The 21,884-nt window shown below is 74.9% G+C and carries 25 protein-coding genes and 1 pseudogene; 14 read left to right on the top strand and 12 right to left on the bottom strand.

The window, feature by feature from the left end:
• Positions 1–104 precede the first annotated feature (104 nt).
• Complete coding sequence (locus BDZ31_RS09135; protein ID WP_183341314.1) at positions 105–773, top strand: nucleotidyltransferase family protein; 669 nt, start codon at positions 105–107, stop codon at positions 771–773.
• Here BDZ31_RS09135 and BDZ31_RS09130 read toward each other — a convergent pair.
• The gene (locus BDZ31_RS09130; RefSeq protein ID WP_183341312.1) at positions 754–1,044 is read right to left on the bottom strand and encodes a hypothetical protein; all 291 of its coding nucleotides are present in this window, start codon (positions 1,042–1,044) and stop codon (positions 754–756) included. The genes BDZ31_RS09135 and BDZ31_RS09130 overlap by 20 nt on opposite strands.
• Positions 1,041–1,178: a hypothetical protein gene (locus BDZ31_RS09125; protein WP_183341310.1), complete on the bottom strand. Its 138-nt coding sequence runs from the start codon at positions 1,176–1,178 to the stop codon at positions 1,041–1,043. Before BDZ31_RS09125 ends, BDZ31_RS09130 begins: the two co-directional genes overlap by 4 nt.
• A gap of 437 nt (positions 1,179–1,615) precedes the next feature.
• Here BDZ31_RS09125 and BDZ31_RS09120 point away from each other — a divergent pair, with 437 nt between their 5' ends.
• From BDZ31_RS09120 to BDZ31_RS09090, 7 genes are read left to right on the top strand one after another with little or no spacing between them, the layout of a single operon-like run.
• A complete protein-coding gene (locus BDZ31_RS09120; protein WP_183341308.1) occupies positions 1,616–3,190 on the top strand; it encodes an amino acid permease in 1,575 nt (524 codons plus the stop codon).
• Positions 3,191–3,192: 2 nt separating this feature from the next.
• The gene (locus tag BDZ31_RS09115) at positions 3,193–4,173 is read left to right on the top strand and encodes a metallophosphoesterase family protein (protein ID WP_183341306.1); all 981 of its coding nucleotides are present in this window, start codon (positions 3,193–3,195) and stop codon (positions 4,171–4,173) included.
• Positions 4,174–4,198: 25 nt separating this feature from the next.
• Positions 4,199–5,440: a M24 family metallopeptidase gene (locus BDZ31_RS09110; RefSeq protein ID WP_183341304.1), complete on the top strand. Its 1,242-nt coding sequence runs from the start codon at positions 4,199–4,201 to the stop codon at positions 5,438–5,440.
• A gap of 5 nt (positions 5,441–5,445) precedes the next feature.
• Positions 5,446–6,237, top strand: a complete 792-nt coding sequence (locus BDZ31_RS09105; RefSeq protein WP_183341302.1) for a nitrilase-related carbon-nitrogen hydrolase — start codon at positions 5,446–5,448, stop codon at positions 6,235–6,237.
• On the top strand, positions 6,234–7,352 hold the full coding sequence (locus BDZ31_RS09100) for a histone deacetylase family protein (RefSeq protein ID WP_183341301.1): 1,119 nt from the start codon (positions 6,234–6,236) through the stop codon (positions 7,350–7,352). Before BDZ31_RS09105 ends, BDZ31_RS09100 begins: the two co-directional genes overlap by 4 nt.
• Position 7,353: 1 nt before the next feature.
• The gene (locus BDZ31_RS09095; protein WP_183341299.1) at positions 7,354–8,160 is read left to right on the top strand and encodes a hypothetical protein; all 807 of its coding nucleotides are present in this window, start codon (positions 7,354–7,356) and stop codon (positions 8,158–8,160) included.
• Entirely contained in the window at positions 8,157–9,146 is a 990-nt protein-coding gene (locus BDZ31_RS09090; RefSeq protein WP_183341297.1) for an extracellular solute-binding protein, read from the top strand. The genes BDZ31_RS09095 and BDZ31_RS09090 overlap by 4 nt, the downstream gene beginning before the upstream one ends.
• On the opposite strand, the gene BDZ31_RS09085 is transcribed toward BDZ31_RS09090, so the two are convergent.
• Positions 9,112–10,134, bottom strand: a complete 1,023-nt coding sequence (locus tag BDZ31_RS09085) for a LacI family DNA-binding transcriptional regulator (protein WP_183341295.1) — start codon at positions 10,132–10,134, stop codon at positions 9,112–9,114. The two genes, BDZ31_RS09090 and BDZ31_RS09085, sit on opposite strands and share 35 nt — an antisense overlap.
• A gap of 21 nt (positions 10,135–10,155) precedes the next feature.
• The gene (locus BDZ31_RS09080; RefSeq protein ID WP_183341293.1) at positions 10,156–10,734 is read right to left on the bottom strand and encodes a helix-turn-helix domain-containing protein; all 579 of its coding nucleotides are present in this window, start codon (positions 10,732–10,734) and stop codon (positions 10,156–10,158) included.
• A 158-nt stretch (positions 10,735–10,892) separates the two neighbouring features.
• Between BDZ31_RS09080 and BDZ31_RS09075 the strand changes: the two genes are divergently transcribed.
• Positions 10,893–11,846, top strand: coding sequence for a collagen-like protein (locus BDZ31_RS09075; RefSeq protein ID WP_183341291.1), 954 nt, complete (start codon positions 10,893–10,895; stop codon positions 11,844–11,846).
• 46 nt (positions 11,847–11,892) lie between these two features.
• On the top strand, positions 11,893–12,282 hold the full coding sequence (locus BDZ31_RS09070; RefSeq protein WP_221242962.1) for a TFIIB-type zinc ribbon-containing protein: 390 nt from the start codon (positions 11,893–11,895) through the stop codon (positions 12,280–12,282).
• A gap of 31 nt (positions 12,283–12,313) precedes the next feature.
• Here BDZ31_RS09070 and BDZ31_RS25935 read toward each other — a convergent pair whose 3' ends face one another.
• From BDZ31_RS25935 to gvpJ, 8 genes and pseudogenes are all read right to left on the bottom strand, one after another.
• A complete protein-coding gene (locus tag BDZ31_RS25935; RefSeq protein ID WP_343075576.1) occupies positions 12,314–12,658 on the bottom strand; it encodes a gas vesicle protein K in 345 nt (114 codons plus the stop codon).
• 267 nt (positions 12,659–12,925) lie between these two features.
• Positions 12,926–13,204: pseudogene (locus tag BDZ31_RS25930) on the bottom strand (gas vesicle protein); the annotation flags it as partial.
• Entirely contained in the window at positions 13,173–14,192 is a 1,020-nt protein-coding gene (locus BDZ31_RS09060) for a GvpL/GvpF family gas vesicle protein (protein WP_183341287.1), read from the bottom strand. The gene BDZ31_RS09060 and the pseudogene BDZ31_RS25930, both read right to left, overlap by 32 nt.
• Entirely contained in the window at positions 14,185–14,622 is a 438-nt protein-coding gene (locus tag BDZ31_RS09055) for a gas vesicle protein (protein ID WP_183341285.1), read from the bottom strand. The genes BDZ31_RS09060 and BDZ31_RS09055 overlap by 8 nt, the downstream gene beginning before the upstream one ends.
• Before the next feature lie 4 nt (positions 14,623–14,626).
• On the bottom strand, positions 14,627–14,905 hold the full coding sequence (locus BDZ31_RS09050; protein WP_221242961.1) for a gas vesicle protein GvpO: 279 nt from the start codon (positions 14,903–14,905) through the stop codon (positions 14,627–14,629).
• On the bottom strand, positions 14,898–15,155 hold the full coding sequence (locus tag BDZ31_RS09045) for a gas vesicle protein GvpG (protein ID WP_183341283.1): 258 nt from the start codon (positions 15,153–15,155) through the stop codon (positions 14,898–14,900). The genes BDZ31_RS09050 and BDZ31_RS09045 overlap by 8 nt, the downstream gene beginning before the upstream one ends.
• Positions 15,146–15,943, bottom strand: coding sequence for a GvpL/GvpF family gas vesicle protein (locus BDZ31_RS09040; protein ID WP_183341281.1), 798 nt, complete (start codon positions 15,941–15,943; stop codon positions 15,146–15,148). Before BDZ31_RS09040 ends, BDZ31_RS09045 begins: the two co-directional genes overlap by 10 nt.
• A complete protein-coding gene (gene gvpJ / locus BDZ31_RS09035) occupies positions 15,940–16,338 on the bottom strand; it encodes a gas vesicle protein GvpJ (protein ID WP_183341279.1) in 399 nt (132 codons plus the stop codon). The genes BDZ31_RS09040 and gvpJ overlap by 4 nt, the downstream gene beginning before the upstream one ends.
• 360 nt (positions 16,339–16,698) lie before the next feature.
• On the opposite strand from gvpJ, the gene BDZ31_RS25505 reads away from it, so the two are divergent.
• The 4 genes from BDZ31_RS25505 to BDZ31_RS09015 all read left to right on the top strand — a co-directional run bounded on the left by BDZ31_RS25505 (position 16,699) and on the right by BDZ31_RS09015 (position 21,703).
• Positions 16,699–17,961 carry an SRPBCC family protein gene (locus BDZ31_RS25505; protein ID WP_183341277.1) on the top strand — a complete coding sequence of 421 codons (1,263 nt, stop codon included), beginning with the start codon at positions 16,699–16,701 and terminating at the stop codon, positions 17,959–17,961.
• A 5-nt stretch (positions 17,962–17,966) separates the two neighbouring features.
• The gene (locus tag BDZ31_RS09025; protein ID WP_183341275.1) at positions 17,967–18,107 is read left to right on the top strand and encodes a hypothetical protein; all 141 of its coding nucleotides are present in this window, start codon (positions 17,967–17,969) and stop codon (positions 18,105–18,107) included.
• A 45-nt stretch (positions 18,108–18,152) separates the two neighbouring features.
• Positions 18,153–19,034, top strand: a complete 882-nt coding sequence (locus BDZ31_RS25500; protein WP_183342487.1) for a hypothetical protein — start codon at positions 18,153–18,155, stop codon at positions 19,032–19,034.
• Positions 19,035–19,714: 680 nt separating this feature from the next.
• Positions 19,715–21,703: an FG-GAP-like repeat-containing protein gene (locus BDZ31_RS09015; protein WP_183341273.1), complete on the top strand. Its 1,989-nt coding sequence runs from the start codon at positions 19,715–19,717 to the stop codon at positions 21,701–21,703.
• Positions 21,704–21,884 lie beyond the last annotated feature (181 nt).

The raw sequence follows: 21,884 nt of genomic DNA, 5'->3' as shown, positions 1-21,884 counted from the left end.
GCGCAGGGGGCGCACTCGGTCCCGCGCTCGCCGCCCTCACGCGGCCCTCACGCCGCCCGCGACAGCGACCGGACGCGGTCGACTTTCGCGGGTACGATCGCGCCATGCCCGCGCTGTCCGAGCCGCCCGACCCGCGCGTCCACGCGATCGTGCTGGCGGCCGGCGGGGCGCGGCGGTTCGGGGCCGCGAAGCAGCTCGCGCCGCTGCGCGGGCGGCCGCTGCTGGAGCACGCGCTGGCCGCCGCGGCGGCGGCGCCGGAGCTGGCCGGCGTCGTCGTCGTGCTCGGCGCCGAGGCCGACCGGATCGCCGGCGCGGTCGACCTGCACGGCGCGCGGCCGGTCGTCGCGCCCGATTGGGAGGAGGGGATCGCCGCCTCGCTGCGCGCCGGCCTCGACGCGATCGGCCCCGACGCCGACGCGGCGCTCGTCCTGCTCGGCGACCAGCCGGAGATCGACGTCGACGCGATCGCGCGCGTCGTCGGGGCGTGGCGCGACCCGGGCGGCGACGAACCGGCCCGCCCCTCGCGCCCGCGCGCCGTGCGCGCGGTCCATGGCGGCAGACCGGGCCATCCGGTGCTGCTCGACCGCGCGCTCTTCCCGGCGCTGCGCGAGCTGCGCGGCGACCGCGGCGCCGGCGCCGTGCTGGCCGCGGCCGAGCTCGTCGAAGTCGAGTGCGGCCCCGGCGCCGTGCTCGACGTCGACACCCCCGACGACCTTGCGCGCGCCGGGTCGGATGAGTCCGTATCCCGGGCGCCTACGCGGCGCGCGAGGTGACGGTGATCTCGACCTGCCGGCCGGGGACCGCGAGCGCGGCATCGGCGGCGGCGCGGAGCGCGCCGCCGTCAAGCTCGGCGAAGCGGGTGACGATCGCATCGACGGCGTCGTCCACGCCGGCGCGCACGTTGAGCAGCTCGACGCTGACCGGCCGGCCGTCGGCGAGGGCGACGGTGCCGCACGGGTGCGCGGGCACGTCGCGGTCGACCCGGCGCACGTCGGCGAGGGTGATCTCGATCGCGTTGGCCTCGCTGTCGTAGACGGCCTTCATGCGCGTTCCTCGGATTGGTCGAGCATCACGGTGATGATCAGGTCGTGCGGATCGTGCGCCACTGAGACGACGATAGCCCGCCGGTCGAGCGCGCGCCCGAAGTAGCTGGCCGCGTTCGGACGAATCCGGGCCATGCGGACCGGGGAAGCGATGACAGCGGCGAGTCCTCGCGCGCGATGCCGCGCGTGGCGAGCCGCTCGATGGCGTGGCGCGTGAACCGCATGGTCAGGCAGTACGGCATGCGGCGTCCAGCCGTTCAAGCGCGGCCGCCCTGAAATGCGCGGGCCTGCGCAGTTCGTGCACCGCCCCGTCGCCGTTGGCGGCGGTGCGGGCGGTAGACGTTTGACCGAGCCGGCCGGGGCTCGGGAGCGAATTCGCGCAGGTGGGGTTGGCAGGGGCCGGGGATGCCGCTAGGGTAAGCCAAAGGGCTTTGGCATCCGATACGCGCTGGCTTCCGCGCGGAGGGAGAGTGATGAATACCGCCTCGAGAGCGCCTGGATCGGGTTCGATCCGGGGGCCGAAGACGCCTGCGCCATCGCTCGGCGTCTTCTCACGCAGATCGTCGGGTCTGGTGCGCGAGCTGTCGCTGGCCGACACCGCGTGGTACGGCATCCTGGCGGCCGGCGCGCTGTTCGGCCTGCTGTACGTCTTCCCGTCGCCGCAGGTCTTCCTCGCGGGCCTCAACGTTCCGCTCACCGCGTTGATCGCGATGGTGTTGATGATCCCCGTCTTCGCGCTCTATGCGGGCCTGGGCTCGGCGATGCCGCGGATGGGCGGCGACTACCTGTATCAATCGCGCGCGATTCATCCGGCCGTCGGCTTCACCTTCACGTTCGCGTGGGAGGTGTTCATGTGGGTCACCTTCACGACGACCGGCGGCCTCGTGGTGGCGACGCTCGGGCTGCAGCCGCTGCTGTTCAACCTCGGCCTGCAGTGGGAGTCGAGCGCGCTGATCGACGCCGCCAACTGGTTCGGCGGCGCCAACGGCCTGCTCGTGACGACGCTCGCGCTCACCTCGATGGCGTTCGCGGTGACGCTGCGCGGGATCGGCGCCTACCGCAAGATCCAGTGCTTCCTGATCATCCCGGCGATCGTCGTCTCCAACATCGTCCTGATCCTCCTGCTGCTGCGCTCCAACAGCTCGTTCATCACGCAGTTCAACGAGTTCCACCAGGCGGCGACCGGCGACCCGAACTTCCACGCGACCGTCCAGGCGGCCGCGGAGAGAGGGGGCTTCGAGAACCCGAGCTTCAGCTTCAGATACACCGTCATGTTCCTGTCGGTCGTCGGCCTGGCCTGGTACGTCGTCTTCGGCGCGCAGGGGCTGCTCGGCGAGACCAAGCAGGCCAACAACTTCGGCCGCCTCTTCCGCGCCTTCGCGATCGGCGGCCTCTACGTCGGCCTCGTCGCGTGGGTGATCCCGACCTGGCTCTTCCAGCGGATGGTCGGCAATGAATTCATGAACGCCTACGCCTTCGCGTTCACCAACGGTGACGTCACCTCACCAGCCGGGGCGACGATCCCGAGCTTCGCGATGATGATGACGAGCAGCCCGATCGTCTCGATCCTGCTGGCGCTCGGATTCATAGCGGTCGGCTTCTACTTCACCACGTGCGTCTTCCTCAACATGACGCGCGTCCTCTCGGCGATGGGCATGGACCGCACGATCCCCGAGTGGTTCAGCCGCATCAGCGAGCGCTTCCACGCGCCCGTCAACGCCGCGCTCTTCTACTTCGCGGTCGCCGTCGCGCTCAACGTCCTCTACCGCTTCGACGACGAGGTCAAGAACACGATGGTCTACGGCGGCGCCTTCACCAGCGTCGGCGTGATCGCGATGAGCGGCCTGGCGGGGATGCTGTTCGCCTACCGCGCCAAGCACGTCCACGAGGTCTCGCCGGTCGCGCGCCACAGAATCCTTGGGCTGCCGCTGATCGCCGTCGCCGGCGCCGTCACCTTCCTCGCCGCCGGCGCCGTCACGGTGATGAACCTGATCTATCCCGAGCTCGGCTTCACGACGACCGCGGCGCGCCTGCTGCTCCTGCTCAGCCTCGTCGTCTCGGCGATCTGGTTCTTCGCCTACCGCGCCTGGCAGAAGCGCAACGGCGTCGACCTCGACCTGGCCTTCCGCCAGCTGCCGCCGGAGTGACGATGGGCCTCTTCAAGAAGCGCGCAGGCGAGAAGAGACGGCGGATCAAGGTGCTGTTCGCGACCGATCTGCACGGCAGCGAGCACACCTTCGGCAAGCTGCTCGGCGCATTGCAGGCGTGGCGGCCCGACGCGATCGTCGTCGGCGGCGACGTCGCCGGCAAGGGCCTGATGCCGATCCACGTCGAGGGCGGCGGCGCCCGCGTGCGGTGGATGGGCGAGGAGCACGAGGTCGCGCTCGACGAGCTGCCCGAGTACGAGCGGCTCGGCTCCCAGCTCGGCTTCTACCCCTACCGCGGCTCGGCCGACGAGCTGCAGGCGCTGCACGACGACGGGGCCCACGCCGAGGAGGTCTTCGACCGCCTGATGTACGAGCGCTGGGAGCGCTGGATCGAGCGGCTCGAGGCGCGCTGCGCCGAGCTGCGGGTCCCCGCGTACCTGATCGCCGGCAACGACGACCCGTGGAACCTCGACGAGCTGACCTTCGCCGAGCGCGAGTGGACCCACGGCGCCGACGGCAGGGTGCTGCCGTTGAACGACGACTGGACGCTGATCTCCTGCGGGCTGGCGAACGAGACGCCGTGGCAGTGCCCGCGCGACGTGCCGGAGGAGAAGCTCGCCGCCGAGCTCGACGCGCTCGCCGGGCAGGCCGGCGACTTCACGTCGGTGATCGCCAACATCCACGTGCCGCCGCACGGCTCGTCGCTCGACATCGCGCCGGAGCTCGACACGTCGGTCTCGCCGCCGCGTGCGATCGCCGGCTCGACGGCATCGGTCGGCAGCAGGGCGGTCGCGTCGTTCCTGGCCGACCGCCAGCCGCTGCTGAGCCTTCACGGACACATCCACGAGTCGCCGGGCGCCGTCGAGATCGGGCGCACGAAGGCGATCAACCCCGGAAGCGAATACGCCGAGGGCGTGCTGCGCGCGGTGCTGGTGACGCTCGAGCCCGAGCGCGTCGTCGGCCACCAGTTCGTCACCGGCTGACAGAACCCACGAGAGGAGTCCCCACATGAGTGCAACGAGCGAGACGGCTGACGTCGTCAACGGCATCCCGCGCGCGGAGTTCGCGCAGCGGCGCGCGGAGCTGCGGCGCCGCGCCCAGGAGCGCGGCCTCGACGGCCTGCTGGTCGTCAGCCGCGGCGCCAACGGCGCCGACTGGGGCGCCGACGTCGTCTACCTCACCAACCACTACTCGCCCTTCCCGCAGATCGCCGACCGCCCGCCGGCGTGGTCGGGCCGCGGCCACGGCGTCGTCGTGATGCCGGTCGAGGAGGACGGCACGCTCGTCGTCGAGATCCCCGACTGGCGCGACGATCTCGTCGTGATCGACGACGTCCGCGTCGAGCTCGACCTGTGGGCCGGCGCGGCGAAGACGCTGAACGATCGCGGGCTGGGCGCCGGCAAGGTCGGCCTGATCGGCCGCGAGTCGCTGCCGCACGTCGCGATCGACCGCATCCGCCAGGCGCTGCCGGAGATCGAGTTCGAGTGGGCCGACGACCTGATCGAGGCGATGCGGCTGGTCAAGTCGCCGGCCGAGCTGGTGCTCGTGCGCGAGGCGGTCCGCGTCGGCTCCGAGATGGTCGCCGCCTTCTGCGAGGCGGCGGTGCCGGGCGCGACCGAGGCCGACTGCGTGATCGCGGCCTTCCAGACCGGCGTCCGCCAGGGCGCCTTCCCGCTCGACATCCCGGTCACCTCGGGGCCGAACGTCGACCACTTCCAGTGGGACCGGATGCCGTCGTGGGACCACAAGCGGCCGCTGGAGGCCGGGGACATGATCCACCCCGACATGTACGGCACCGTCAACGGCTACTTCTACGACATGGTCCGCACGACGGTGGCCGGCCGCAAGGTCACCGACGCGCAGCGCGAGGTGCTGGAGGCGAGCGCCGCGGTCGTCGAGCACATCGTCGAGGGGATGAGACCGGGCGTCCGCTGCGAGGAGCTCTTCAACCGCGGCGCGGCGTGGCTCGGCGAGCACGGCTTCGACGTGCCGGGCGGCGAGTCCTCCGACGGCGTCGCCTACCTCGGCCAGAGCTTCCCGTCGTTCGGCCACAGCATGGGCCTCGCGTGGGAGCACCCGTGGCTGATGCCCGGCGAGACGGCCGAGCTGGCCCCCGGCCAGGTGTGGGCGATCGAGGCCGAGGTCGGCCGCCCCGGCGCCGGCACCGGCGCCTTCGAGCACAACGTGATCGTCACCAAGGAGGGCGTCGAGGTGCTGACGCGCGACCTGCCGACCGTCTGGTGGGAGTGATCGCGATGACCACGGTCGACGTCGCGCTCCCGCCGTTTGGGGGCGTGACGGACGGGGAGGAGGCGTGCGCCGCGGCGCACGCCTCCGTCGCCGCCGCGTCCGCCGCCGGCGCGGAGCTGATCTGCCTGCCGCAATGGAGCTTCGCGCCGTACGTTGCGGCGACGCGGGACCGCGCCGGCCTCGAGCTGGCGCAGCGCGCGCCGGCGCCGGCGTGGCGCGACGCGCTCGCCGCCGCCGGTCCCGCGTGGCTGTCCGCGTCCGCGTACGAGTCGGAGGGGGAGGGCGTCTTCTACCTGACCGCGCGGCTCGGCCGCGACGGCGGCGAGGAGGTCGCCTACCGGCAGCGCAGGCTCGCCGCCGCCCACGGCCGCTACGAGCAGCTGTTCTGCTCGCCGGGCCACGGCGACCTCGCGGTCGCGGACGCGCCGTGGGGCCCGACCGGCCTGCTCGTCGGCCTCGACGCGGCCGACCCGCAGGCGTGGGCGGCGCTCGCGCGACGCGGCGCCCGGCTGGTCGTCGCCGGCGTCGCGGAGGACGAGGAGGGCTGGGATCGCCTCCGCGCCCTCGCGCGCGGGATGGCGGCGGCGCACGGCGTCGCGGTCGCGCTGGCCAACCGCGCCGGCGAGGAGCACGGGATCGCCTTCGCGGGCGGCGCGTGCGCGGTCGCGGCCGGCGGCGAGGAGCTGGCGGTCGGCGCCGACGGTCGCGTGGCGATCCCGGTGCCGGCCGTCGCCCGGGCCGCGCCCGCGGCCGCCGCACCGAGCGAAGACGAGCGACACGAGGAGCAGCAGGCATGAGCGCGATCGAGCAGGTCGAGGGGATCGGGTCGGTCCCGCACGGCTACTACCGCCGCGAGCAGGCGCTGACCGGAGTCGTGCTGCTGCCCGGGCAGGAGCGCCACGACACCGGCGAGCACCCCGAGAACGCACGGCGGCTGCCGGGCGTCGTGCAGCGGCTGAGAGCGAGCGCCGACTGGGAGCGGCTGTTCGTCATGCACCCGCGCCACGCCCGCGTCGAGGAGCTCGTCCGCTCGCACGACACGCGCTACGTCGAGAGCGTCCGCCGCGCCGACCGCGACGGCCCGGTCTGGCTCGACACCGACACGAAGGCCGGCCCCGGCAGCTTCGACCTCGCGACGCTCGCGACCGGCGCCGCGCTGACGGCCGTCGACGCGGTCGCGATGGAGGCCTACTGGCGGCCCGACAGCCTCTTCTGCCTCACGCGGCCGCCGGGCCACCACGCGCCGGCCGACCGCGCGATGGGCTTCTGCCTCTTCAACCACGTCTCCGTCGCCGCCCGCTACGCGCAGGCGACCTATCCGATCGAGCGGGTCGCGATCGTCGACTGGGACGTCCACCACGGCAACGGCACGCAGGAGATCCACTACGACGACCCAAGCGTCCTCTTCTGCTCGCTGCACCAGTGGCCGCTCTACCCCGGCACCGGCTGGCTGGAGGAGACCGGCGAGGGCGCCGGCGCGGGCTTCAACGCCAACGTCCCGATGCCGCCCGGCAGCGGCGACCGCGAGTACCTCGAGGCGCTCGACGCGGTCGTGCTGCCGCTGCTGGACGCCTACGACCCGCAGCTGCTGATCGTCTCGGCCGGGCAGGACTGCCACGCCGCCGACCCGCTCTCCAACCAGCTGGTCTCGGCGGCCGGCTTCCGCGCGATGGCGGAGCGGATGGCGGCCTTCGCGAGCGGCCGGAAGATCGGCCTCGTCGTCGTCCACGAGGGCGGCTACAACGTCTCGACGCTGCCGCAGGTCGACCACGCGATCCTTGGCGGGCTCGGCAGCTTCGCGACCGACCTTGAGGATCCGTTCGCGGCCGACGCGCCGCCGGCGGAGGGCTGGCCTGAGCGGCTGGCCGAGGTACGCAGAGCGATCGGCCGTCACTGGCCGGAGGTGAGATGAGATGACCGAGATCGAACGGCCCGCGGGCCCTCCCGGCGAGGCGTTCGAGCGGATGGCGGCGGAGGCGCGCGCGCTGGTCGCGGCCGGCGCCGCCGCCGGCGTGCCGCTGCGCGCCGTCGGCGGCATCGGCGTGTGGGAGCGGCTGGCGCCCGCGCGGCGCGACGCCTACGCCCGCATGCGCCCGGCGCCGAAGGACCTCGACCTGATCGCCCCGCCGGGTACGAAGGCGGAGGTCGCCGAGCTGTTCGCCGCGCGCGGCTACGTCGCCGACGAGCGGCTGATCGCCTGGCACGGCGACAGACGCCACCGCTACTTCCTGTTCGAGGCGGGCGGCGAGGAGCCGGCGCTGGAGGTCGACGTCTTCCTCGGCCTGCCGCCGGCCTGCCACAGACTGGAGCTGCGCGACGCGCTCGACGCCGACGGCGTCGCGGCGTCGGCGACCGACCTGCTGCTGCAGAAGCTGCAGATCGTCGAGACGACCGACAAGGACCTCGTCGACATCCTCTACCTGCTCCTCGGCCACGAGCTGTCGCCGACCGACGCCGGCGACGGCCTCGACGCCGGCCACGTCGCGCGGCTGCTCGCGCGCGACTGGGGCTTCCACCACACCGCCTCGGGCAACGTCGAGAAGGTCCGCGCGCTCGTCCCGGACGCCGGCCTCAACGGAGAGACGGCGGCAACCGGCGAGCGGCTGGAGCGGCTGGCGGCGGCGATCGAGGCCGAGCCGAAGACGCGCCGCTGGAAGCTGCGCGCGAAGGTCGGCACGCGCGCGCAGTGGTACGAGGACGTCGAGGAGCTCGACCGGTGACCGCGCCGCTGCGGATGCTCGTCTGGCCGGGGATGCCGGCCGACGAGGCGCTCGACCTGGTCGAGCGGCGGCTCGGCGTCGCCGTCGAGTCGGTCGCGATCTCGACCAACGAGCAGCTCGAGGAGCGCCTGCTCGCCGGCGAGCGCTACGACGTGATCACGCCGTCGGACTACATGGTCGAGCGGCTGGCGGCGCGCGGCGCGCTCCACCCGCTCGACCCCGCGCTGCTGCCGGGCCGCGTCGGCCTGGCGCCGTGGGCGCGGCGGCCGGTCTGGGATCCCGACGAGCGCTGGGCGGTCCCGCTCGCCTTCGGCACGACCGGGATCCTCTACGACCGCGAGCGGCTGCCCGATGCCGGCGCACGCGGCTGGGCGGCGCTGCTCGACCCGCCGCCCGGCGTCGCCGTCGGCCTGCTCGACGAGCTGCGCGAGGTGATCGGCGCCGCGCTGATCGCCTGCGGCCGCGACGTCAACGCGACCGACGACGAGTCGCTCGCGGCGGCGGCCGCGCTGCTGGAGCGGCGCGCCGACGCGATCGCCGGCTTCGACAGCGACGACTTCGTCGGTCCGGTGGTCGACCGCGAGGTCGTCGCCCACCACGCCTGGAGCGGCCCGGCGGCGCGCGCGATGCGGGCCGACGAGCGGCTCGCCTACGCCGTCCCGGCCGAGGGCGCGGTCCTGTGGGTGACGACCGCCGCGATCGACGCCCGCTGCGACCGGCCGCTGCTCGCGCACGCCGCGATCGACGTGCTGCTCGACCCGGCGGTCGCGCGGATCACGGTCGAGCGCAACGGCTACGCGACGCCCAACGGCGCCGCCCGCGCGCTGCTGGCGCCGGAGCTGCGCGACGACCCGGTGCTGTTCCCCGGCGAGGAGGTCGTGCGCCGCTGCGTCACGGTCCGCGACGTCGGCGCCGAGGGGGAGGAGCGGCTCGAGCGGCTGTGGGCGCGGCTCACCCGGAGCGGGCGGTCGACGCCCGCGAGATGAGCTTCGCCGGCACCGTGACCGAGCGGCCGGCTCTGGTCGGGTCGGCGAGGACGGCGGTCAGCAGCGCGACCGCCTCGCGCCCGATCCGCGCGGGGTGGAGGTCGAAGGCGGTCAGCGGCGGGTCGGCCCAGCGCAGCACCTCGCTGTCGAAGGCGGCCGCGATCCCGAGGTCGCCGGGGACCGACAGGCCGCGTCTGCGCGCGACGTGCGCGGTCGCGAGCGCGAGCACGTCGAGCATCGCGTAGACGGCGTCGGGGCGGTCCCTGCGCGACAGCAGCGCCTCCGCCGCTCTCATCGCCGCGGCGGCCGACATGCCCGATCTGACCGCGACCGAGATCGGCTCGATCCCGCGCTCCCGCGCCCACCGCTCGTAGGTCTCGACGGTGTCGGCGGCGTAGGAGCGCGTCAGCGGGCCGGTCAGGATCGCCGGCCGCTCGTAGCCGGCGTCGCCGAAGTGGTCGAGCACTCGCGTCGCCGCCTTGCGCAGGTCGTTGTCGACCCAGCCGCTGGTCTGGCCCGCGCCGAGCACGCGGCCGGTCGTGACGACGGGGGCGCCGCGCTGCGCGAGCGTCGTCAGCAGCGGCTCCTCGCCGGTCGGGTCGACGACGATCGCGCCGTCGACGGCGAAGGCGTCGATGTCGCGCGGGCGCATGTCGGGCGCGGCGAGCACCGCGGTGTAGCCGTGGTCGAGCGCTGCCGCCGAGACGCTGTTGAGCACGTCGACGAAGTAGGCCGAGTCGGTCGCGAGCGCCTTGCCGCCGAAGCCGGAGATCTGGACCGCGAGCATCATGTGGCGGCCGGTCGCGAGCCGCTGCGCATGCGGGTTGGCGCTGTAGCCCAGCTCGGCGGCGAGCGCGAAGATCCGCGCGCGCGTCTCCGGCTGGACCCGCCCCTTGCCGTTGAGCGCGTGCGAGACGGTCGTCAGCGAGACGCCCGCCGCGTCGGCGATGTCTCTGATGCTGACCCGTCTTCGAGGTTGCATTCTCATCGCCATTGCCAAAGGGTTTTATCAGCTGTGCAGGTGGACCCGCTCGCCTTGCGGGCCGAAGATCCCGATCAGCTCGACCGGGCCGTCGACGGCGCCGAACCAGTGGGGCGTCCAGGTCGTGAACTCGACCGCCTCGCCGGGCTCGATCACCATGTCGCGCTCGCCGAGCAGCAGCCGCATCCGGCCCGAGAGGACGTACAGCCAGTCGTGGCCCTCGTGGACGGGCAGCTCCTTGGGCGGCGTGTCGCGGTCGGCGTCGATCACGATCTTGTACGCCTGCAGCCCGCCGGCTGCGCCGCGGCGGGTCAGCGGCCACATCGTCAGGCCCCAGCGTCTTCTCGGGCGCGCTCTCACGCGCGGGTCGGGCGGCGGAGCGGAGCCGAGCAGCTCGTCGGCCGAGACGCCGAGCGCGCCGGCCAGCGCGGGGATGTGGTCGAGCGCGAGCCGCCGTCTGCCGGCCTCAAGGCGGCTGAGCGTCGACTCGTCGATGCTGGCGCGCGCGGCGACCTGCTGGAGCGTCAGCCCCTGGCGGGTCCGCAGCTCGCGCAGCCGCCGGCGGACGCGGACGTCGACCGGCTCCTCTGCTGTCCTTGCCTTCATGGCAAGTGATCTTGCCACATTCGCGGCACGTTGACGAACGGTGGCGCTGGTCGCCCGGCCGCGTCGCCGCGCGATAACGTGCCGGACCGGCCCGCGCTCGGCGGGCCCCTCACCGCACACCAGCCCGAAGGGATCGGGCTGCAGACGAAGGGATTCGCATGTCACGGGCGTTGTCCGTCCTCCGCCGCCATGTGGTCGCGTTCATGGCGCTGTTCCTGCTGCTCGGCGGCTCCGCCTACGCCGTCGCCGACCGCGTCGCGACCGGTTCGAGAAAGCAGGCGCGGATCCACGCCTGCGTCACGAACGACTTCGGCACGCTCAACCTCACCACGGCGAAGGCCAGATGCCCGCACGGCCAGCGCAAGATCTCGTGGAACGCCGAGGGGCCCGCGGGCGATCGCGGGCCGGCCGGCCGTCCCGGCAAGCGCGGCGCGGCAGGGCCGGCCGGGCCCGTGGGGCCCGCCGGCGCCGTCGGCGCCACCGGTCCCGCCGGGCCGGCCGGGGCCGCAGGGGCCGCCGGGCCCGCAGGGCCGAAGGGCGACGTGGGACCCGCAGGGCCGGCCGGCCCGGCCGGAGCGACCGGCGCGATCGGACCGGCCGGGCCGAAGGGCGACGACGGCGCTCCTGGCAGAGACGGCGCCCCGGGCAGAGACGGAGTCGTCGGTCCGAACGACGGCGCGACGACGGCTCCGACCCGCTACGCCCCTGGCGCGCATGCGGTCACCGCGTGGAGCGCCTCCGGCCAGCCGTCGAGCCCGTCCTTCGACCTCGCGTCGGGTCTCTACACCGCGCCCGTGACGGGGGTCTACCGCGTCGACGTGGCGGCGCACGGCGGGCCGACCTCGTCGGTCACGACCTCCAGCGCGGCGAGCGCGGGAGCCGCGTTGCAGCTGCTCCGCAACGGCACGGTCGTCGAGCAGCGCCTGCTCCCGATGCTCGACGTCAACGTCGCGCTCGTCCTGACGCTGCGGGCGCCGCTGCGCGAGGCGCAGGTGCGGATCGAGCGGCTGATCGAGCTGGACGCCGGCGATACGCTCTCGGCGCGGATCGCCAACCAGCTCACGATGGAGCTCGAGCTCGCGACCAGCATCTCGATCACGCGCGTCGCCTGATGCGGCCTCCGCGCTCGCATCATTCCCGCTGGATAGGCTCGCGGCCATGAGCATCCACGGCATCCCGGCTCAGCGCGGCGGCGAGCCGCTGCGCTGCCCCACCTGCGGCACCCGGCTGATCGAGGTCGAGCGCGCCGAGGTGCTGATCGACGCCTGTCCCGACTGCCGCGGCGTGTGGCTCGACCGCGGCGAGCTCGACAAGATCCTCGTGCGCGAGCGCCAGCTCGCGGGCGGCGACGCCGACGAGGACTTCTTCCGCGAGGTAGAGGGCCGGCGGGACGCGCCCGCCCCGACCGGCTCCTACGGGCGCAAGCCGAGCGAGCGCGAGGCCGCCGAGGTGCTGGCGCGCAAGGCCCTCGACGTCTACAAGGGCACGAAGGGCGCCAAGCAGAAGCACAAGAAGAAGGGCCTGCTGGAGCAGCTGCTCGACTTCTAGCCGGCGGCTGCTCGACGGCCCGCCGTGCGGCTCACAGCAGTCTGCCGAGCGGGCCGAGGTCGAGGTTGAGGTCCTCGTCGGTCAGCCCGAAGGTCTCCTTCAGCTCGTCCATCTGGCGCTCGAGCGCGAGCAGGGCGCGCCCGAGCCGCTCGACCTCGTCCTCGTCCAGTCCGCCGGCCTCGACGCGGCGGATCGCCTGGCGCTCCATCAGCTGGCGCAGCAGCTCGACGATCGTCAGCACGAGCTGGCCCAGCCCGCGCGCAAGGTCGTCCTCGTCGGCGTCGAGCCGCGTCGGCCGGACCCGCGCGACGGGCTCCGTCGGCGGGCCGTCCTCCGGCTCGTGCGCCCGCGCCGGCCGGGCGGCGCGGGCTGGCAGCGCGCGCTCCGGCGCGCGCGGCTCCGGGGCGGCGGCCGCCGGCGCGTGCGGCGGCGGGGTGGCTCGCCGGGGCAGCGCGTCCGCGGGCGCCGGCGACACCGGTGCCGTCCGCGGCGACGCGCCAGCCGTCGGCGCCGCGGCCGGTCCACCTGGCGCGGCCGCCGTCGGTGCGCCGCCCTTCGCGCCCGTCTCCGGCGCTCCGCCCGTCTCGGCCTCCTGCTCGGCCGCGGACGGGCGGAGCGCCGGGACCGAGCCGACGACCAGCCGCAGGCCGATCTCGACGAGGTCGATGTCGGCGAGCGAGAGCGCGGCGTCGCCGTTGACGACCACGCCCGTGCCGAGCGCGCGGTCGAGCACGTCGACCAGCGCGACCTCACGCTGAGCGGCCGGGCGCTGACGCTCGCCTTCAGCCGCCGGCCGCTCGACGTCGCGCTCGGCGGTCGGCCGCTCGACCTCGCCTTCAGCCGCCGGCCGCTCGACGTCGCGCTCGGCGGTCGGCCGCTCGACCTCGCCCTCAGCGGCCGGGCGCCGGCGCTCGCTGCTCATCTTCCGCTCCGGGCTTCGCGAAGTTGTACGGCGCCCACGGGCCGCTGACGTCGATCGCGAAGCCCTCCGCGCGGTGGCGCGCCGACAGCTCCGTGACGGCCGCCGAGAAGGCGGCGTCGCGCTCGCGGGCGACGAGGTAGGCGCCGTTGAGCACCATCGTTCCGGGCAGGCGCGACAGCTCGCGCCGCTGCGGCGGCAGCAGCGTCTCGGCGGACGCCGCCTCGCTCAGCCGCGCGTGGATCTCCTCCGCGATGTCGGCGATCCGCTCCAGCGCCCGCTCGCGCAGGCCGCGGTCGGCCTGCTTGCGCGCGAAGAAGGCCCGGCCGGGGGTCGTCTCCGCGCCCGCGCCACCGGCACCCGCCGCGTCCGCACCACCGGCGCCCGCGCCCGCGCCCGCCGCGCCTGCGCCCGCTGCGCCCGCACCGGCCGCGCCACCGGCGCCCGCGCCTGCCGCGCCTGCGCCCGCCGCGCCCGCACCGGCCGCGCCACCGGCGCCCGCGCCCGCCGCGCCTGCGCCCGCCGCGCCCGCGCCGGCCGCGCCCGCACCGCCCTCGCCGCGCAGGACCGCCTCCAGCCGCCGCTCGTCGACGCGCGCCTTGACGCTCCACTCGGCGTGGCCGCGCAGGCGGCGCAGGGCGGCCGTCAACGCGGCGCGCTCGTCGGCGAGCATCGCGCGGACCTGGGGCTCGCCGGCGAAGATCGTGAACATCCGCAGCGGGACGACCGCGTCGCACGCGAGCGTGCGGGCGAGGACGGCGTCGTGAGCGCGCGCGGTCCGCTCGACCCAGGCGAGGTCCTCGAGGTTGCGCCGCAGCGGCTCCTCGCCGAACTCGCTGAGCGGCACGCGGCTGGCCAGCGCCCGCAGGCCGGTCTCGTCGACCGGCTCGATCGGGGCCGCGCCGTCGACGCCGACCAGCCCGTCGAGCGGCGGCCGCGCCGCGGCGTCGAGGACGCAGTAGAGGTACCAGCCGACCGCCGGCTCAGCCATCGGCTCCCCGCTGCTCGCTCCCGCTCGTCAGCTGGCGGCGGAGGCGGTCGACCTCCTCGCGCAGCTGCTCGTTCTCCCGCTCCAGCGCCGGCGGCTCCTCCTCGCCGGCGACGAGCCGCTCGATCCGGTCGAGCCGCTGCTCCAGCTCGGCGCGCCTGTTCTCGTCGCCGCCGCTCAGCCACGGGTCGTGCTCCCACCAGTCGATGCCGATCCGCCGCGCCGTGTCGACGCCGGCGACGAGCAGCCGCAGTCTGATCGTCAGCAGCTCGATGTCGAGCAGGTTCACGCGGATGTCGCCGACGATCACGATCCCCTTGTCGAGGACGCGCTCGAGCACGTCGGCGAGGTTCGACGCGCCCTCCGACGCGCCGGCGAGCGCTCCGCCCGGAGCGGCGGCGTTTCCGGAGCTGGAGGGGACGATCCCGCTCATCTGCTCACCCGCTCTGCTCGTAGGCGTGGCTGCGGGCGTAGCGGCGCAGCCGTCTGTAGCCGAGCAGCTCGCCGTCCTCGTCGACGCGCGCCTCGTAGCTGCCGAGCACGTCGTCGGTCGACGGCACGCGCTCCAGCTCGAGCAGCTCGACGGTGACGAACCAGCTGCCGTCCTCGGCTCGCTCCAGCGAGCTGACGCTCTCGGGCTGCAGCCCGGTGACCTCCGCGAGCTGATCGCGCGCTCGTCTGGCCAGCTCCGCGCTCGGCGTCTTGCGCTCAGCCACGGTCGGCTCCCTCCTCGTCGGCGCCCGGTCCGGAGAGCTGGCGATCGAGCGCCTCGCTCTCGCGCTGCGCGGCCTCCTCGGCGTCGAGCTCGCCGCGTGCGCGGGCCTGCTCGATCTCCTCCAGCTCGCGCACCGTCGCTGCGGGGCTGTTGTGTTGGCGGTCGACCTCTTCCGCGAGCTTGTCGCCGACCCAGACGGTGAAGCGCAGCGGCGCGACCGGCAGCAGCACCAGCTCCTTGATCAGGCCCATCTCGGCTCCTCCACGTCGATGAAGCTGTACGCGGGCATCGGGCCGAGCAGGCGGAAGCGGATCCGCCCGGCGTGGTCGCCGGCGAGCTGCTCGACGGCCTGCTCGAACTCCTCGCGCCGATCGCGCTCGACCAGCAGCGGCACGTTGCAGACCATGTACTCGCGCTCGATCGGATCCGGGGCGGCGGCGACCGCGACCGGCCGCAGCGCGTCGAGCAGCGCCGCGGCGTCGCGCTCGCGCGCCTGGTCGACGGCGGCGCCGACCAGCTCGCCGAGCCGCACGCGCTGCTCGCGCGTCTCCTCCTCGGGCGCGTCGCGCAGCTGCTCGCGCAGGCGCGCGACCTCCGGCTCGGCCTCGACGATCTCGCGCAGCAGCGCGTCCTCGTCGTAGTAGGCCTTGAGGGTCATCTGGAGGCGGCTCTCGACCCGTCTCAGCAGCGCCGCCAGCTCGTCGTGGTGGGCGAGCAGGAGGTCCTCGCCGACGTCCTGCGCGTCGCCGACGACGATCCCGAAGCGGAACGGGACGACCGGCGCGTCGAGGATCGCGGCCTCGAGCACGTGCGCGTGCGCGAGCGCCTGGTCGCGCGTCCCCCGCTCGTCGTCGGAGGGGGCCGGGCCGGCGATCGCGCCGAGGTCGCCGGCGTCGACGACCCACACCTCGGGGAGTCTGTCGCGGCGCCGCTCCAGCTCGCGCAGCGCGGCGCCGGCCGGCGCGACGCCGTAGACCCAGACGCCTCTGCGGCCCTGCTCGCCGCCGCTCTCGCGCTCGCGCTGTCGCTGCGCGCTCATCGCTTGCCTCCTCTGCCGCCCGAGCGCTTCGCGGGCTCCTGCTCCCGCTCGCCGCCGCCGACGATGTCCTGCAGCTTCTCGGCGCCGGCCTCCAGCACGCCGCGGCTCTTGCCCTTGGATGCGCCCTCGGAGACGTCCTCGACGACCTCGGTCAGGTCGCGCGGCTCCTCGCTGCCCATGTCGAGCCGTCCGACCGCGTCAGCGAACCGCAGGTAGGTGTCGACGCTCGCGATCACGACGCGGACGTCGGCCCGCAGCAGCTCGATGCCGACGAGCGACACGCGCGCGAAGACGTCGACGACGACGCCCTTGTCGAGGATCGTGTTCACGACATCCGCGAGGGAGCTTTCCTGGTTGCGCTCCAGCGCTCCTCCCGGGCTCGGCTGCACTCCCATCGGCGTCACCTCCGCCGCTGTTCGTGACCGCCGGGTGCGAATCGTCGGCGGCCATCCTGGCTTTCGCAACGGTTCCGGATTACCCCCGCCATATCGCCGCAAACGGACGCGGCGGCGGAGTGGCGCCGCGCCGCTCACGTGACAGACGGGGCGCTGCCTGCGGGAGCGGCCGCGCCTGCGTGCGGAGCGCGCGTCCGCCAAGGGCCCGGAGCGATCGACGGGCGGCCGAGCGCCGAACCGCCGACATCCGAGCGCGCTGCTTAGCGCCAGATACCGGGGGTATCGACCCGGCAGAGCGGACAGAGCGGTCGAACGACATCGGCCGACGCTCCGAATGTTGGCGCGAGAAGGGACTGACGAATGGCCAAGGACATCGCGGACGTCATGCGCGACACGCTCAGCAACGCGGTTCGTGACGCGGCGAAGAACATCGGGATCGACGGCAAGAGCAAGTCTTCGCGCAACCCGCTCTCCGGTGCGGGCGGCGTCGCCGCGGGCGCCGGTCTGGCCGCGCTCGCGCCGCTCGCCGCGAAGGGCGCCGTCCGCGTCGCCAGAAGACGCCTCATGGGCGAGGGAGCCAAGCAGGCGACCGGCGCGGTCGGCAAGGCGACGGGCGCCGGCGGCGCGGTCGACAGCGTGACGCACAAGCTCGGCGACGCGGTCGGCAAGGGCGTCGGCGGGAAGGTGAAGGAGACGGTCGACGAGGCCGGCGGCGTCGGCGGCGTGGCCAAGAGAGTCGGCGAGAGCATGCTGCCGTTCGGCGGCGGCGGTGGCGACGGCGGCGGGGAGCAGGGCGTGCCCGGCGTCGGCGAGGGCCGGCGGATGCCGGTGCAGCAGTCGATGGACGTCGCGGTCCCGATCGAGACGGCCTACAACCAGTGGACGCAGTTCGAGGACTGGCCGAACTTCATGCACCGCGTCACGCGCGTGACGCAGGACGATCCCTGCACCGTCAAGTTCGCGACGAAGATCTGGGCGAAGACGAAGGAGTTCACCGCCAAGATCGAGACCCAGCGCCCCGACGAGCGCATCAAGTGGTCGGTCGAGGAGGGCATCACCCACACCGGTGTCGTGACCTTCCACGAGCTCGCGCCGCGGCTGACGCGGATCGAGCTGAGCGTCGACGTCGCGCCCGGCTCGCTGATCGAGAAGGCGGCGCGCGGCATGCGCCACATCAAGCGCGCGATGCGGGCCGACATGCACCGCTTCAAGGCGTACATCGAGATGCAGGAGATGGAGACCGGCGCCTGGCGCGGCGTGATCGAGGACGGCGAGCTGGTCGAGGACCACGATCCCGCGTACGACGAGGAGCGCGACTACTCCGAGGCGCCGTCGGCCGCGGGCGAGGAGTCCGAGGAGGAGCAGCAGGGGCCGGAGGCCGAGGCGGAGGAGGAGCCCGAGGCGGAGGAGGAGCCCGAGGCGGAGGCGGAGGAGGAGCCCGAGGCGGAGGCTGAGGAGGAGCCCGAGGCCGAGGAGCCCGAGCCCGCGCCGGTCGCCAGACGGCGCCAGCCTGCCGCTGCGAGACGCCGCCGGACACCTGCCCGACGCGGCGACGACGGCCGCGGCGACAACCGTCGCAGCGCGCCGGGCCGTCGCAGGGCGGCGCCGACGGCGAGAGGGTAGGGGCGGTGGCCGTCCCGCGGACGCTGCGCCGCGCCGTCGCGGACCGGGCGAGAGGCAGACGCTCCTCGCCGGTCCGCGCGTTGGTCGCCGCCGGCACGGTGGCGGCCGCGGCCGGCGGGATCACCTACAAGGCGCTGCGCCGGTGAGCGGCGTCGGCGCGAGGACACGAGATCCGGCGAGGGAGCGAAACGATGCCGATTGACGTACAGAGAGCCGTGAACGCCGCGATCGAGTCGGCCCTCGAGGACCTGAGATCCGGTCGGAAGCGCCGCTTCCTGACCCCGGGCCGCGCGCTCGCGCTCGGCGTCGGCACCGTCGCGGCCGCACGCGCCGCCGCCGGCCCCGCCCGCAGACTGCTGCAGGAGCGCCTGCAGGGCGCGGGCGGCGGGGAAGAGGGCGAGGACGAGGAGCAGGAGCGCGCCTCGTCCGCTGATTCCGCGTCCGCCGAGGAGGAGACCGAGCACGGCCCGGAGGCGGAGGCCGAGGAGGAGGAGCCCGAGGCGGAGGCTGAGGAGGAGCCGGAGGCGGAGGCCGAGGAGGAGGAGCCGGAGGCGGAGGCTGAGGAGGAGGAGCCGGAGGCCGAGGCTGAAGAGGAGGAGCCGGAGGCCGAGGCTGAGGAGGAGCCGGAGGCGGAGGCTGAAGAGGAGGAGCCGGAGGCGGAGGCTGAGGAGCCGGAGGCGGAGGCCGAGGCTGAGGAGGAGCCGGAGGCCGAGGCCGAGGAGGAGCCGGAGGCCGAGGCCGAGGAGGAGCCGGAGGCCGAGGCCGAGGAAGAGCCCGAGGCCGAGGCTGAGGAAGAGCCCGAGGCCGAGGCTGAGGAAGAGCCCGAGGCCGAGGCTGAGGAAGAGCCCGAGGCCGAGGCTGAGGAAGAGCCCGAGGCGGAGGCCGAGGAAGAGCCCGAGGCCGAGGCTGAAGAGAAGCCGGAAGCTGAGGCCGAGGAGAAGCCGGAGGCCGAGGGGGACGGTCGGGAGCGCCCGCCGGCCCGCCGCCGCACGCCGCGCAGAGTGTCGCCGCCCCGCCGTCCGGGCCGCCCCCGCACCTCGGCGGCGCGCAGAACGACCGGCCGCTCCAGCTGAGCGAGGCGGGCGGGGCGACCGCCGCGTCGGCTGAGCGAGGGGGGGCGACCGCACGTCGCCTCACGGCACCGAGCATTGGCTTTCTGCACGTATTGAGCACTGGCAGAAAGCCAATGCGGTTCATGGCCCGCGGCCGGTCGGGCGGCCGCGAGGGGCGGCGCAGGCTCCGCAGCGGCCGCGAGTGGGGACGCAGGTCCCCTGCGTGAGACGACGCGGGTCCATTGGCGCGCCGGCCGCGCGCACGTAGGCTCGGAAGCCAGCGCATCGCGTCGCTGCGCGCATGGGCGCGGTCGCGACGAGCGACGCGAACGACGAACGGGCAGGTGGCTTGGATGAGCTGGACGACGCGCGCGCTCGCGAGCGCCGCGGTCGCGCGGACCGCTGCGCGCACACGCGATCGGAGAGCCGACCAACGCCGACGCGTGCTTCCCGTGGCAGGCCGACGATCGCTTCCCGCGGTGTGGCGACGCGCGCTCGCGGCGGTGCCCGCGGTGTGGCGACGCGCGCTTCCCGCGGGAGCTGCCGCGACGGGCAGCACGCCGCGGATCGCGCCTCGCCGGCGGCGTCTCGACGGTGCGCGGCGCGGGTTTGCAGGGTCGCTGCCGGCGCTCGTGCTCGCCGGCGCCCTGTTCGCACCGGCGCCCGCGCATGCGATCACGTTCACGAGCTCCGCGGTCCCGGTGGCCGGCGACGGCTTCGGCTGGCCGAGCGGGCTCGGCGTCGGCGACTTCGACGAGGACGGCCGGGCCGACGTCGCCGTCGCGCTCCAGTCGGGCGAGCTCTCGATCCTGCTGCGCGACCCGAGCGGCCAGTACGGCCACGGGCCGGGCAGCCCGCACCGCCTCGACGAGCACGGCGGCGGCCCGCTGGAGGTCGCCGACGTGAACGGCGACGGCCACGCCGACGTGCTCGCGTACCAGTCGCAGCCGAGCAGCTCGACCGTCGCGGTGCTGCTCGGCGACGGCGACGGCGCGTTCACGCCCGCGCCGGCCGTGACCGCCCCGGGCGCGTACGGGACGATGGCGCTCGGCGACGTCGACGGAGACGGGAAGCTCGACCTCGTCCTCGCCGTCGAGACCGGGCTCGGGTCGCGCCTCGCCGTCATGCGCGGCGTCGGCGACGGCACCTTCGGCGCGCCGGCCAGCGTCGACGTCGCGCTCGACGGCGCCGTCCCGAGCGCGGTCGCGCTCGCCGACTTCGACGGCGACGGCAAGCTCGACGCCGCCGTCGCCCACGCCTTGGTCACGGTCGGGGTCGTCACGGTCCTGCGCGGCGACGGCACGGGCGGCTTCGCGAGAGCCGCCGGCAGCCCCTACGCCGCCGGCTCCGGCTCGCTCGTGCTCAGCGCCGGCGACCTCGACGGCGACGGACGCGTCGACCTGGTGGTGTCGGCCCGGTCGGCGAGCGGGGACAACAGAAGCGTCACGGTCGCGGTGCTGCTCGGCGACGGCGACGGCACGTTCCGCGCTGGCCCGCCCGGCTCGTTCGTGACCCCGCCGGCACTCAACCCGGTGAGCGTCTTCGCCCTTCCGCTCGGCGACCTCGACGGCGACGGCCGGCTCGACGCCGCGATGCCGCTCGGCGAGACGGCCGGCGTCTGGCCGCTGTTCGGCGACGGCGCCGGCCGGCTCCTGTCGGACGCGGGCGCGCTGCTTCCCGGTGCGTGGTCCTACAACGCCGGTGCGATCGCCGACCTCGACGGCGACGGCCGGCTCGACATCCTCGCGACCAGCCCGCTGTCGCCTGCGCGGGTGCTGATGTACGTCAACGACGCCGAGCCGGCGATCGCGGTCTCCTCCTCGGCAGCCGAGCTCGGCTCCCGCCAGGTCGGCGACCCGCCCGCGGGCGCGACCGTCACGGTCTCCAACCCCGGCGACCACGGTCTGCGCCTGACCGGTCTGGCGATCTCCGGACCCGACGCGGCCGACTTCGGCGCGACCGGCTGCACCGACCGGCCGATCCCGGCGGGCCAGTCGTGCGACCTCGCGCTCTCCTTCGCGCCGCCCGCCCCCGGCGCCCGGTCGGCGACGCTGACGATCGCCTCCGACGCCCCGGGCGCCCGCGAGACGACCGTCGCCCTGAGCGGCACCGGCACCGAGCCGCCCGGCGGGGGCGACGGGGGCGGCGGCTCTGGCGGTGGCGGGTCGGGCGGTGGAGATGGCTCCGACGGAGGTAGCGGCGGTGGCGGTGGCGCCGGTGATGGCTCGGGCGGTGGCGGTGGCGGCTCCGGCGGTGGCGGCGGCGCGGGCGGCGGCAGAAGCGGCGGCTCGGGCGGCGGAAGTGGCGGCGGAAGCGGCGGGTCCGGCGGCGGCGGCGCGGGCGGCGGCTCCGGCTCGATCGGCCGCGCCGCGGCGCTGCGGCTGACGGTCCGCCCGGCTCGGGCGGCGCTCGCGCCCGGCCGCCGGCTGCGACTGACGGTCGCCGTTCGCAACCGCGGCAGAGCGGCGGTGCGCGGCGTGTCGCTCTGCCCGCGGGTCGGCAGAGCGCTCGCGGCCGGCCGCTGCGTCAAGCTCGGGCGGATCGGCGCCGGCAGAACGGCCCGACGCGCGATCGCCGTCAAGCTGACGAGACGGGCCCGCCCGGGCCGCCGATACGTCGTCAGACTCGTGGCGCGAGCGGCCGGCTCACGCGCGATCGCCGCCCGCGTCGTCGTCACGGCGCGGCGCTGACGGCCGTGCACGCCCGTCGAGCAGGCGGGCGCACGGTGGAGCGAACGAGCCGGGCGCGCTGTGGCGAGCGGGCGCGTCGCGGTGAGCCGGGCGCGCTGTGGCGAGCGGGCGCGTCGCGGTGAGCCGGGCGCGCTGTGGCGAGCGGGCGCGTCGCGGTGAGCCGGGCGCGCTGTGGCGAGCG

It is taken from the genome of Conexibacter arvalis, from assembly GCF_014199525.1.
GTDB classification, from domain to species: domain Bacteria; phylum Actinomycetota; class Thermoleophilia; order Solirubrobacterales; family Solirubrobacteraceae; genus Conexibacter; species Conexibacter arvalis.
The sequence above is the reverse complement of the archived record's forward strand: the minus strand, read 5'-3'. Positions and strand labels throughout refer to the sequence as shown.